Consider the following 12,047-nt stretch of genomic DNA (forward strand, 5'->3'; position numbering starts at 1 on the left):
CTTCAGCGCTGGCGGTCCGATTGGCTCCAATCGATGGATAAAACTTACGCCGCGGGGAACCTGTTGGCCAAGTGTTGCCCCTAGCCGGCCGCGGGGGCCGGGACCGCGACGCGCTGCTGGCCCGCATACACGTTCAGGCTGGTCCGGCGGCTGAACCCGGCCAGGGTCATCCCGCTGGCCTCGGCCAGCTCGACGGCCAGGCTGGAGGGGGCACTGACAGCGGCAAGGACCGGGATCCCGGCGAGAGCTGCCTTTTGGACGAGCTCGAACGATGCCCTGCCGGACACCTGCAGCACGGTGCCCCGGAGCGGCAGCAGGCCTTCGCGAAGCGCCCAGCCCACCACCTTGTCCACCGCGTTGTGCCTTCCGACGTCTTCGCGGAGGCACAGCAACTCCGCCGAGCCGTCGTCGGCGATCCTGAAGAGTCCGGCGGCGTGCACGCCGCCGGTGGCGTCAAAGACCTCCTGGGCGGACCGGAGGGTGTCCGGGAGGCCCGCGAGCGTTTCCACGGGAACGGTCAGCGGATCCTGTGCCGGGCTGTAGTGCGAGGACTTGCGCACGGCATCGATCGAGTCCGTCCCGCAGATGCCGCAGGAGCTGGAGGTGAAGACGTTTCGTCCGGTCTCGGGCCGGACGACGTCGGGCCGGAGTTGAGCCTCCACGACGTTGAACGTTTGGATGCCGTCGGCGTCTTCGCCGGCGCAGAACCTGAGCGAGACCAGCTGTTCGGGAGCCCAGATGATCCCCTCTGAGACGAGGAACCCTGCGACGAGGTCGAAGTCATTGCCCGGCGTTCGCATGGTGACGGAAAAGGACATGTCTCCGAGCCGGATTTCCAGCGGTTCCTCGACGGCAAGGACGTCCTCCCGGTGCCGGACAGGGAATTCGAGGGCCTGAGGGGACCCATCCAGGACGATCTTGTGCACTTTGCGGCGTTGCGTGACACGGCCCATCCGGTGCTCCTAAGCAACATGTTGTGCGGTTGTCGTGATTCTTTGGCTGGTTCCATCATTGTAAAGTGCCTGATCCTGAAGCCAGCGCAGGGGGCCAGGGCTCAGCCCAGGAGGGCACTCCAGTCCACCGGCCCGTCGCTGGCCGCGGCTTTCCTGGCGGTCCGCTTCGCGGCCGGCTTCTGCGCGGCGGAGGCTGCCGCCGGGTCCGGTAGCGGCGTCCCCCAAGGGAGTGCGAAGGCGGGGACCAGTTCCCCCAGCTGCACGCCATGGGGCGGGACCACCAGCACGCCGTCGGCGGCTGCCAGGCCCCGCATCATTCCCGGGCCGGTGTGCTGCGCCGGCGACGCCATGCCATAGAGCAGCCGGAAGGGCATGAGCCGTGTCCGGCCGGGATCGGCGTCAATCGTCGAGCCGCAGGGCACCTCGCCGAGCGGGGGAATTGGTCCGTGCCCCAGGGCCGCCAGGAGCGGGGCCCCGATCGTGGACAGTGCCATCATGGCTGCGAGCGGGTTCCCTGGCAGGCCGAGGATGTACCTGCCGTCCGGCAGCTCGGCCAGCACGGCGGGATGGCCCGGGCGCATGGCGACGCCGTCGATCAGCAGGCGGCCGCCGAGTTCGGTGACCGATCGGCGGAGGTGGTCCGTTCCGGAGCGACCCGTGCCGCCGGTGGTGATGACGACGTCGGCAGGCAGGTTTTCGGCGGCAGGATCGGTGTCCTCGAGCGCGGCGAGCCATTCGGCGTAGGTATCCCCGATTTTCACTTCTTCGGTGCAAATCCCGCCGAGCATTCCCACCACGGCTGCCAGTTGGGGTCCGAAGGTGTCCCGGACCTGCCCGGGTGCCGGCACCCCGGACGTCACCACCTCCGAGCCGGTGAAGACGAGCCGCACCAAGGCCTTGCCGAGCACCGGAAGGGTGTCGCTTCCGGCCAGCGCGGCGAGGGCCAGGTGGGCGGGGTTCAGGACGGTGCCGCCCTTGATCAGGACGTCTCCGGCGGCGGCTTCCTCCCCCGCTTTCCTGATGTGGTCCCCGTTCCGCGGGTCCCCCGGTTTCGCGTTGCCGCCCAGTTTCAGGACAGGCAGGCCGTCCTCGTCGGCGTCGATGATGCCGCTCTCGCTGCGCAGCACCGCCTTGGCCCCGGCCGGAATGAGGCCTCCGGTGGCAATCGGACTTGCCTGATGCGGTGCCAGCAGCTGGTTGGGTTCGGCCAGGATCCACGGACCGCTGCCGTTGACGGCCCAGCCGTCCATGGCAGAGGAAGCGTAATGGGGCATGTCCCGCAGGGCAACGACGTCCGCTGCGAGGGTCCGGCCCAGCGCCTGCCGGAGCGGGACGGGGGCAGCCGGGATGGGAACGGCGCAGTCGAACGCGAGTTGGCGGGCCTCCTGCCACGTGTGGGCCAGGTGCCGGTGCGGCTCCCCCGCCGTGTCCTGGCCGGCAGTGTCCTCGTCCGTTGAATCTTCGTCCGTTGAATCCGGGTCCGTCGGGTCCGGGCCCGCCGGGTCCTGGCCCGCCGGGTCCTGGCCCGCCGGGATGGGAGGGTCTGCGGGGCCCTCCGTGAAGCCCTCTCTGAGGCCGTCTTTACCGCCGTCGCTGCCTGGGACAGTGGGTCCGCTGCCGTCCGGGGCCGCCGCCGTCATGCCCCGGGGGCTTCGGCGGCTGCGTAGTCCTTGGCGAGCCGGCGCGCCACGGCCATCGCGGACTCCATGGACGCGGAGTCCGTGGCCTGCCCGGAGCCGGAGGCCAGACCCGCGGCAAAGCCGGCAATGAACGTCGTCAGCGGCGCCGCCGGGCGCACCACGGAGTGGGCAGCCACCCCGGCCAGGGCGAGGACCTCGTTCACGTCAATCTCAACGTCTTCCAGCTCCAGGGCCTGGAGCAGGGCACGGCACCAGTCTTCCAGCGTTTCATCCTGGCTTTTCACCGTTTGCCTCCATGGTCGAGTTCAGCTGCGGAGTTCCGGACCGGCGCCCGGACCGCGGTCTGGAAGCCTACCGGAAACGCCTAATGCGGACGCGTCATCCCAGGTGTCGACATCATCCGTGGAACCGGGGGGAACGCGAACTTCCCGCACGTCCAGCCTAGCAAGAAGGGCGAAGACCGACGCGTTTTCCAGGCTGCCCCTGGCCGCGGCGTCCGCAACACAACGTTGTAGCGCAGCTGTGCCATAAAACCCCGCGAGTGGTTGCTTCCGGCCTTCGGCCGAGACGGCCATGACGCCGTCGCCCCCGTCCCGTTCCGGCGCAACTGCAACAGACGCGGCCAGCGATTCGGCCAGGGCGCGGACTGCCTCGGCCGAGCGCGGCATGTCACAGGCAAGGACCAGGGTAAACGGCGCCGCCGCGGCTGCCCCGTGCCGGCCGGGGTGGTCCGCGTCCAGCGCGGCCAGTCCCGCGGCGATGGCTGCGGCCGGCCCCGCGAAAGGCGGGTCTTCCCTGCAGCTCAGCACGCCCCCGGGCAGGTCCCCGGGGTCAGGACCGACGACGACGGTGCGCTGCGCCCCGCCCGCGGCGCGCAGTGAGCGCTCAAGGAGGGTGGCACCGTCGTAGATCAGCCCGGATTTGGGCACGCCGCCCAGGCGGGAGGACCGTCCCCCGGCGAGAATAATGGCATCGAACTCCACCGGTTCAGCCTAGCGCGGCGCCGGCTGCCGCCGAATCAGCCATGAACTGCCCGGCAGCAGTTCAGGCAGCAGTCCAGGCAGCAGTTCAGGCCGCTGACTCAGGCAACAGGAACGGGTCCCAAGCCGGCGTCGGCTTCTCGAGCTCCTTGATTTGCCAGATGGCGCCCTTTGGCGGGCCCGGAACAAAACCGATCTTCCAGCCCATCTCCGCCGGGGTGTGGTCGCTCTTGGCGTTGTTGCACCGCAGGCACGCCGCCACCAGGTTCTCCCAGGAATCGGCCCCGCCCCGGGATTTTGGCTGGACGTGGTCGATGGTGTGGGCAGCCTTGCCGCAGTAGGCGCAGCGGTGGGCATCGCGGCGGAGCACGCCGCGGCGGCTCACCGCTGTCATGGTGTTGTACCTCGGCCGGATGTAGCGGTTCAGCAGGATCACGGACGGGCGGCCCAGAATATCCTGGGGGCCGACAACGGGGTCGTCCCCTTCGGCCACCACGCTGGCCTTTCCGGTTAGGACAAGGACGAGCGCCCGGCGGAAGGTGATGACCGCCAGGGGTTCATATCCAGCATTCAGAACGAGAGTGCGCATCCGCATACCTCTTCACGGCCGCACCCGCCAGCGGCACGAGGGCCGGCTGCCCTCTGCATGGTCGGGCTATGGATCGACAACACAAGAGTAAACACTCAGGTGCCGGATCACCGAATATTTTTTCACGGGCGCAGTCTTCAGCGCGGAAAGTTCACGGTGCGGCAACGCAAAAGACCCCCGCCAAGAGGCGGGGGTCTTTCGAAGGTGCTGGGATCTTGCTTAGGCGCCGACGCGGATGAAGACCGGGCCGGAGCCGACGTTTACGCTGTACAGCGCGGTGGTTCCGCCGTTCCAGCCGCCGTGGACTGCCATGCCGTTGCCGACGTAGACCGCGATGTGAGCCATGCCCACGCCGCCGTTCTGGTAGTAGGCGAGGTCGCCCGGGCGTGCCTCGGCGGCGCTCACGGTGCGGCCCAGGGACAGGTAACCTGCCGGCCAGCCGTGGTAGTGGATGCCGGCCGCGGCCAGCGCGTTGGTGGCGAGGGCGGTGCAGTCCTGCGCCACGCCGATCTGTGCGTAGGCAGCGGCGGCGATGGTTGCGCCGGAGCCGCTTCCGATGCCGGCGGGAGCCTGGGCAGCGACGCCGCCGCTGACACCAAGCTCGGTGCCACCGGCGCGGGAGGCGTTGGAATCCTGGACCTGCACGACGGGCTTGGGGGCCTCGACGACGGGAGCCGGCGACGTGGTCACAGCGGGCTTCTCGTAGGAGATCGCGATGGTGGAAGCGGCCGAGATTGTGGCCGGAGCGGCGGACTGGACTTCCAGGGCCGAAGCGGAGGTGGATTCGCGCTGAACATTGGTCTCAGCAGCGTTGGCTGCGATTCCACTGGTCAGAACCAGACCGGAAGCTGCGGCGATGACCGCGGCCTGACGGCCCACGCCGCCGGCGTTGTCGCCGACAGCCTTGGCAATAACAGCCAGCGAGTTGGTCTTGGTGACCTCGGCGCGGTGCCGTGCAACAGTTGCACGAGTAGTCATTAAGTTCTCTCTTTCGTGATCCTTGGACCGCGCGCTTTCGGGCACGGACTGAGGACGCTCCGGCATCTTGGGGGTACGCCGGATCGCCCCGAAATGGGTTACTTAGCGAAGGGTGTACTGCGAAGACGCGCCAAAAGCGGAAACTGCATGCTGTCCGGGCTCGGTAGAGAATGAGCCTGCGGAACGTGATCCAATCCGGGCGCCGGCAAGGGCGGCACGTGATGTGGATTCCAGCGGGCTCAAAAGAGCCTCGCCGGTGCGCATGCGCGCAGAATTGTGGCGTGAAGACACGAAAGTAGCCTCTCCCAATGCCTACGAGGTGAGCTGTCGGATTCGGATGGGAGTCACCCGGCCGCGCTGCTTCCTGGGAAGCTTTGCGACTTAACCCCAAGGCCTTCTTTCGAAGGCCAAAATTGGTTCCCCCGCCCCTGCCAGACGATGTAATGCGAACGGACCTTGAGCGGTGGCAGAGCTAGGCAATCCACTCAAGAGCGCCAACTTCGGAAAAGTTGGCGTGCTTCAAACCCTACAGGAGTCCGGACCCAATGTCACATTCAGATCACGGCGTGTCACAAGAATCTGAGAGTGGTCCATCGTCTTTGTTAGAGCCAGCCGAGGGGGTCAACGACGTCGCCGTTGACCATCACTTCAAAGTGAAGGTGGCAGCCCGTGGAGGCGCCGGTGGTTCCGCTCATGGCGACGACGTCACCGCGCGATACCTTCTGGCCGACCTCGACCGAGGCAGAGGACAGGTGGTTGTACGTGGTCTCCAGGCCGTTACCGTGGTCGATGACCACCCGGTTTCCACCGCCGAAGGGATGCCATCCATTGAAGGTCACGGTGCCGCTGGCGGCTGCATGGACCGCCGTGCCGCACTGGGCAGCGAAATCCTGGCCGCGGTGGAACTCCCCCGCGCCTCCGGTAATGGGGCTGACGCGGTAGCCGTAGGGCGAGGCCGTGACCAGCTGATCCAGCGGCCCGCCAAGTGTGCCCGCCGATGCGGCGCGGGTGATGCTGCCCACAGACTGGGCGCTCAGCAGCTGCTTGAGCTTCCCGTCCGGATCGCCCTTCGTGGTGACGGCAGTGCGGCTGAAGTCGACCTTTGCCGCGGCAGCGGCGGTGACATCCGGCTGAACGGCGGCCGAGAGAGCGCCGGATCCGCCGGGATTGGAGGCCATCACGGGGCTCGTGACGGGGACCGTCACGGTGAGAACCAGACCAGTTGCGGCCAGGGCGATCCCGGCTTTCTGCCCGACTCCGCTGGCCGAGGCAAACTCCGTTACCTGACGGAACGGACTGCGCCGGCGACGCCGTTCATCGCGGTGCGCGTCGCGCGGGCGTTCGGCCATATGCGCGACGACGGGACGCGGCTCCGGAGCGGGACCGGTCGCGCGGCGACGGCCCCTGGCGGTCTGGGTGGTCAAGAACGGTTCCTCTCTGGAGAGCCTGCGAAGTTAGCTGTCGGATTCGGGTCAGAGAGATCAAAGACCCGGTCCGCCGTTGCAAGCAGCCAGGCACAGGGGTATCCCCAGGGGATCCTTCGGTGGAAGCTGCTTGCCGCTGACGGACTTCACCCCAAGGCTGCTTAAGTAGCAGCCGAAAGTGGTTCCCCCGCCCCTGCCAGAAGGTGGTTCAGCGACTGATCCGCTGGCAGGGCTCGGCTTCGGATCAGGTAACGCTTTGGTATCGGTACTGGCCACTAACTATAGGGGATTAAGCCGCCCGGTGATAAATCCGTAATCGCAACTGTGCAGAACTCATGGGTCGTCCCACAACCGGCCCGTTGCGGCCGGTCAGGCGACCGTTACAAAGACGTGCGCGGCAACCTCGGGCGGCAGTTCCAGGGCTCCCTCGATATCGGGGACGCGGACCGAGATGTACTCCCCCACACGCTCCAGCGAGACCAGCGCGCCAGGCCGGATTCCGCCTTCGTCGAGCTGGGCCAGAAGCTCCGGCTCCACCTGGATCGGCTCCGCGAGCCGGTTGACCGTGATCCGCGAACCCGCACCGTAACCGGCCATGGCCTCCAGGAGGTTTACCGCCCTGTCCGCGGGGGCACCATTGGGCACCCCGCCAAGATCTGCCAGCCCCGGAATGGGGTTTCCGTAGGGCGAAACTGTCGGGTGGTTGAGCATCTCGAAGATTCGGCGCTCGACGCGTTCGCTCATGACATGCTCCCAGCGGCACGCTTCCTCATGGACGTAGGCCCAGTCGAGTCCGATCACGTCCGCGAGCAGTCGTTCGGCGAGGCGGTGCTTGCGCATGACACCGATGGCGCGTTTCCGCCCGGTTTCGGTCAGTTCAAGGTGCCGGTCACCGGAAACAACCACAAGCCCGTCACGCTCCATGCGGCCGATGGTCTGGGAAACGGTGGGGCCGGAGTGGCGGAGCCGTTCGGCGATGCGGGCACGGAGGGCAACGATGTTTTCTTCTTCAAGTTCCAGAATGGTCCGAAGATACATCTCCGTGGTATCGATCAGATCCGTCATTCAGCTCAGCTCCTCGAGCGCAGTCCTTGCGTCATTCCCACCGTACCGCGTGCGGGCTGCATGCAGGATGCGCCCTGGCGGGATCCGCCGTACGTTCGCATGCCAGCCTAGCCTATTTTGAATTACTCCGGATAATTTTCGTTCGGCCCGGGACTGCCCTCCCGGCGCCCGTAGGCCGGCAGCCCCCGGCGTCTCAATGACCTGACTGTGACAGGCCTTTTTCCGTATCGCCGGGACCCGTCAGGCAGAATGAAACAGGCAAAATAGAACAGGCAGAATGAAAAAGGGGTGTCCGTTGTAGCCATCCCTGCCAGGCCACCTCCCAGCCACGCTACGAACCCGCCGAAAATTGGAGCCACTGTGAGCGACACGAGCGTCACGATCCCCGCCAACCTCCTGCCCAAGGACGGACGGTTCGGCGCCGGCCCGTCCAAGGTCCGACCGGAACAGATGGACGCCCTCGCCGCGGCATCGGCGAAGCTGCTGGGGACCTCGCACCGCCAGGCACCGGTGAAAAACCTGGTCGGCTCGGTACGCAGCGGCCTCAGCGATTTCTTCCGCGCGCCCGAAGGCTATGAAGTCGTGCTCGGTGTGGGCGGATCCACCGCGTTCTGGGACATCGCCAGCTTCGGACTCGTAGAGAACAAGGCGCAGCACCTGTCCTTCGGCGAGTTCGGCTCGAAGTTTGCCTCGGCCACCAACAAGGCGCCGTTCCTCGCCGAGTCCTCCATTATCAAGGCCGAACCCGGCACCCGCCCCTCCGCCCGGGCGGAGGCCGGCGTCGACGTCTATGCGTGGCCGCAGAACGAAACCTCAACCGGCGTGGCTGCCCCCGTCCAGCGCGTGGCAGGCGCCGACGAGGGGTCGCTGGTGCTGGTGGACGCGACCTCGGCCGCGGGCGGGCTGGACGTGGACGTGGCGGAGTCCGACGTGTACTACTTCGCGCCGCAGAAGAACTTCGCGTCCGACGGCGGCCTGTGGCTGGGCCTGTTTTCCCCCGCGGCGCTGGAGCGGGCGGCACGGATCAAGGCCGGCAACCGCTGGATCCCCGACTTCCTGGACCTCCAGACGGCGATCGACAACTCCCGGCTCAACCAGACCTACAACACCCCGGCGCTGGCCACCCTGGTGACCCTGGATGCCCAGGTGCAGTGGCTGAACGCCAACGGCGGCCTGGACTTCGCAGCCGCCCGGACCGCGGATTCCGCCGGCCGCATCTACCGCTGGGCCGAGGCGTCCGGCTACGCCACGCCGTTCGTGGCCAAGGCCGAGGACCGTTCCAACGTGATCGCCACGATCGACTTCGACGAATCGATCGATGCCTCGGCCATCGCCAAGGTGCTCCGCGCGAACGGCGTCGTCGACACCGAGCCGTACCGCAAGCTGGGCCGCAACCAGCTGCGCATAGCCACCTTCGTGGCGATCGAGCCGGACGACGTCTCGGCACTGCTCGAGTGCATCGATTTCGTCGTGGCTGAACTGAAAAAGTAGCCTCAGCGCCCGGCGGCGCCGTCACGGCCCATGAGAACTCAGACCGCGGCGGCGCCGTCATCGTTTCAGGCCGGTCCGCCCGGCTGCACATTCTGTTGTGAGCCGCGCCGCGCACCCGACTGGGAACCAGGGCTGGCGCCGGCTGGACCGGTCCCGCTTTCGACGTGGAAGTACCGCAGCCCGCGCGCGCGACGGTTGAAGTGGAGCCGCAGGTGCTTCGCCCGGATGATCCACACCAGCCCGATCAGGGCCGCCAGCAGGCCGGCGCCCGCCGCAACCGCCATGGACCAGCGGGGGCCGGCGGTGTTTGCCACCCAGCCGACGAGCGGCGCCCCAATGGGAGTTCCGCCCATGAAAATTGCCATGTAGAGGGCCATCACCCGGCCCCGCATTACGGGGTCCGTGGTGGTCTGGACGTACCCGTTGGCGCTCGTCATCATGGTGATGGCGAACAGACCCACGGGCACCAGAGCGACGCCGTACCAGAAGTAGTTTGGGGCCATCGCGGCGATGCCGGAGGTTACGCCGAAGGCCGCTGCCGCCCCGAAAATGACCCGCAGCCGGGGCTTGCCGCGGCCGGCGGACAACAGCGCCCCGGCGACGGATCCGATGGCCATGATCGAATTCATCAGGCCGAAGGCCCCCGCGTCGAGGCCGAATTCCTTACCCACCATGGCCGCAATGAACAGGGCGAAGTTCAGCCCCAGGGTTCCCACGATGAAGATCGCTACGAGCACCACGACGAGGTCCGGACGGAACCTGACATAGCGCAGACCCTCCCGGATCCTGCCCTTGCCCGCCCGTGCCCGCGGCAGCCGCCGCAGCGACGCGGCCGGGATTTTCGCCAGGCTCAGCAACATGGCCACGAAGGTGAGCGTGTTGATGAGGAAGACCCAGCCGGGCCCGACAACGGCAGTGAGCACGCCGGCGACTGCCGGGCCGATCATCCGGGCGACGTTGAAGGAAGCACTGTTGAGGGCCACGGCATTGGGGAGGTAGTCGTCCTGGACCAGTTCCGAGACGAAGGTCTGCCGCACGGGAGCGTCCAGGGCGGAGACCACCCCGAGCATTAGGGCGAAAGCGTAGACGTGCCAGAGTTGCGCCGCGCCCGAGACCACCAGGATGCCCAGTCCGGCGCTCAGCAGCGCCATTGCGGACTGGGTCAGCACCAGCAGCCGCTTACGGTTGAAGCGGTCGGCGAGAAGTCCGGCCACGGGCGCCAGGAAGAGCTGCGGGCCCAACTGCAGGGCCATCGTGATCCCCACCGCCCCGGCATCGTGCGCCGTCAGGTGGGCGAACACCAGCCAGTCCTGGGCGGTGCGCTGCATCCAGGTGCCAATGTTGGAGATGAGCGCACCGATGAACCAGATGCGGTAGTTCAGGATGTGCAGGGACTTGAACGTGGACATCAGGCCCAGCCCTCCCTAGACACGCTCCCGGACGTTTTCAACCGTTAGTCGGCCTCGCCCGCAGAGCGTTCCCGCTCGTCGTCGTCGGTCTCCGAGGCGCCGGGCTCGGCAGCATCCTGGTCGGCAGTACCCTGCTGGTCTGTATCGTGCGTATCCTGCTGGTCAGTATCCGACTGGTCAGTATCCGACTGGTCTGTATCCTGCTGGTCTGTATCCTGCTGGCCTGGGGCCGACGCCGGCGACGGCGTTGGGGAGCCGGACGCCTCGTCGGCGGCCTCGTCATCTTGTGCGTCTTCCGGGCGGACCCGCTCAGCCCACGGAATCCACGCCGGCGCCAGGACGGAGTCTTCGGAGGGCAGCAGGCCGAGTTCATCCACCGTGACCACCTTGGACCGCGAGTTGCGGGTCAGTACGGCGTACCACTGCCAGCCCAGGTACCCGGGCAGCCTGGATTCGAAGAGGTGGGTCACCAGGCGGTCGCCTTCGCTGCGGGCACCGATGTGCTCGCCGATCTGCTCGGCGGGAGCAATGCCTTCCACCGCGGTACGGGCGACGTCGACGGCGGCGGCCAGGAAGGCGTCGGGCTTGCCGGTGCGCCAGACGGGCACGCCGGCGCGCGGGCGCGTTCCCTGCTTTGAGCCTGCTGTCTTGGATCCGGCAGGCAGGGTGGATCCGGCATCCGGCGCCGGCAACCGATCAGGTTCCTGAGTCATCAAGAGCCTTATACGTCCAGCTCGTCGGCAACCTTACGGAGAGCCGCTGCGATCGCCTTGCCCTTGTTGCCTTCCGGGTACTTGCCCGCGGACAGGGTCCCGGACAGGTTGTCCAGCACGCTGACGAGGTCCTGCACCAGCGGGGCAAGGTCCCTGGCACTGGGCCGCTTTGCCTTGGCGATGGACGGTGTCTTGTCCAGCACGCGCAGGCCCAGGGCCTGGGCACCCTTGCGGCCGTCGGCTACACCAAATTCAACGCGCGTTCCGGCCTTGAGCTCCGTGACACCCTCGGGCAGCGCGGACTTGGGCAGGAAGACCTCCTGGCCGTCCTCGCCCGCGAGGAATCCGAAGCCTTTTTCCTTGTCATACCACTTGACCTTGCCGGTAGGCACGTAATCAACCTTCTTCGTTCTGCGGGGACACGGCCGGCGGTCACCGCATCCGCATGGATACGCGGGTTCAGGGTATGACTGCCCGGACCGTGTTGGTCTGTACCTCCAAGGTTATCCTGCCTGGTTCACTTTAACGGCGTGAGGCGCGGGCGATGCTGGACTGTTAGCGTTGCCCACATGACACTGACGCGTTACCGGCGGCCTCTGATGATCATCGCGGCCACCCTTGCTGTGCTGTCCCTTGCCGCCGTCGGCGCTGTCATGGCCATGGCCTTCAACAATGTCGTGGCGCCCGCCTGGATTACCTCAACGGCCCTCTACGGGCTCCCGGTGGCATTCCTGCTCATGCTGGCGCTCGTTGTAGACGCGGTGGCCGCACGGCGCCGCCCGCGCGGGCCCGGCGAAAGGTAACG

13 protein-coding genes and 2 riboswitches are annotated in these 12,047 nt (G+C 67.2%); of the genes, 2 read left to right on the forward strand and 11 right to left on the reverse strand.

Going from position 1 to position 12,047, the window contains the following annotated elements:
- Positions 1–80: 80 nt before the first annotated feature.
- The 8 genes from fdhD to LQV16_RS10375 all read right to left on the reverse strand — a co-directional run bounded on the left by fdhD (position 81) and on the right by LQV16_RS10375 (position 7,629).
- Positions 81–953, reverse strand: a complete 873-nt coding sequence (gene fdhD / locus LQV16_RS10340; protein WP_229993803.1) for a formate dehydrogenase accessory sulfurtransferase FdhD — start codon at positions 951–953, stop codon at positions 81–83.
- A 101-nt stretch (positions 954–1,054) separates the two neighbouring features.
- Entirely contained in the window at positions 1,055–2,593 is a 1,539-nt protein-coding gene (locus tag LQV16_RS10345; protein ID WP_229993804.1) for a molybdopterin molybdotransferase MoeA, read from the reverse strand.
- Entirely contained in the window at positions 2,590–2,877 is a 288-nt protein-coding gene (locus LQV16_RS10350; protein WP_229993805.1) for a DUF6457 domain-containing protein, read from the reverse strand. Before LQV16_RS10350 ends, LQV16_RS10345 begins: the two co-directional genes overlap by 4 nt.
- A gap of 21 nt (positions 2,878–2,898) precedes the next feature.
- Positions 2,899–3,576 carry an NTP transferase domain-containing protein gene (locus tag LQV16_RS10355; protein ID WP_229993806.1) on the reverse strand — a complete coding sequence of 226 codons (678 nt, stop codon included), beginning with the start codon at positions 3,574–3,576 and terminating at the stop codon, positions 2,899–2,901.
- 85 nt (positions 3,577–3,661) lie between these two features.
- Positions 3,662–4,162 carry an HNH endonuclease gene (locus LQV16_RS10360; protein WP_229993807.1) on the reverse strand — a complete coding sequence of 167 codons (501 nt, stop codon included), beginning with the start codon at positions 4,160–4,162 and terminating at the stop codon, positions 3,662–3,664.
- A gap of 219 nt (positions 4,163–4,381) precedes the next feature.
- Positions 4,382–5,140: an NlpC/P60 family protein gene (locus tag LQV16_RS10365; protein WP_229993808.1), complete on the reverse strand. Its 759-nt coding sequence runs from the start codon at positions 5,138–5,140 to the stop codon at positions 4,382–4,384.
- Positions 5,141–5,435: 295 nt separating this feature from the next.
- Positions 5,436–5,619, reverse strand: a riboswitch (cyclic di-AMP (ydaO/yuaA leader).
- 123 nt (positions 5,620–5,742) lie between these two features.
- Positions 5,743–6,564, reverse strand: coding sequence for a M23 family metallopeptidase (locus LQV16_RS10370; RefSeq protein ID WP_229993809.1), 822 nt, complete (start codon positions 6,562–6,564; stop codon positions 5,743–5,745).
- Between the two features lie 4 nt (positions 6,565–6,568).
- A riboswitch (cyclic di-AMP (ydaO/yuaA leader) is annotated at positions 6,569–6,788 on the reverse strand.
- A gap of 145 nt (positions 6,789–6,933) precedes the next feature.
- Positions 6,934–7,629 carry a metal-dependent transcriptional regulator gene (locus tag LQV16_RS10375; protein WP_229993810.1) on the reverse strand — a complete coding sequence of 232 codons (696 nt, stop codon included), beginning with the start codon at positions 7,627–7,629 and terminating at the stop codon, positions 6,934–6,936.
- A gap of 360 nt (positions 7,630–7,989) precedes the next feature.
- On the opposite strand from LQV16_RS10375, the gene serC reads away from it, so the two are divergent.
- A complete protein-coding gene (serC, locus tag LQV16_RS10380) occupies positions 7,990–9,120 on the forward strand; it encodes a phosphoserine transaminase (RefSeq protein WP_229993811.1) in 1,131 nt (376 codons plus the stop codon).
- 65 nt (positions 9,121–9,185) lie between these two features.
- On the opposite strand, the gene LQV16_RS10385 is transcribed toward serC, so the two are convergent.
- From LQV16_RS10385 to LQV16_RS10395, 3 genes are read right to left on the reverse strand one after another with little or no spacing between them, the layout of a single operon-like run.
- Positions 9,186–10,529, reverse strand: a complete 1,344-nt coding sequence (locus tag LQV16_RS10385; protein ID WP_229993812.1) for an MFS transporter — start codon at positions 10,527–10,529, stop codon at positions 9,186–9,188.
- Between the two features lie 44 nt (positions 10,530–10,573).
- On the reverse strand, positions 10,574–11,242 hold the full coding sequence (locus tag LQV16_RS10390) for a DUF3027 domain-containing protein (RefSeq protein WP_229993813.1): 669 nt from the start codon (positions 11,240–11,242) through the stop codon (positions 10,574–10,576).
- A gap of 8 nt (positions 11,243–11,250) precedes the next feature.
- Complete coding sequence (locus tag LQV16_RS10395; protein WP_090582694.1) at positions 11,251–11,634, reverse strand: cold shock domain-containing protein; 384 nt, start codon at positions 11,632–11,634, stop codon at positions 11,251–11,253.
- Between the two features lie 177 nt (positions 11,635–11,811).
- Here LQV16_RS10395 and LQV16_RS10400 point away from each other — a divergent pair, with 177 nt between their 5' ends.
- A complete protein-coding gene (locus tag LQV16_RS10400) occupies positions 11,812–12,045 on the forward strand; it encodes a hypothetical protein (RefSeq protein WP_229993814.1) in 234 nt (77 codons plus the stop codon).
- Positions 12,046–12,047 lie beyond the last annotated feature (2 nt).

This window comes from Arthrobacter sp. Bi26 (genome assembly GCF_918697925.1).
In the GTDB taxonomy this organism is placed as follows: Bacteria; Actinomycetota; Actinomycetes; order Actinomycetales; family Micrococcaceae; genus Arthrobacter.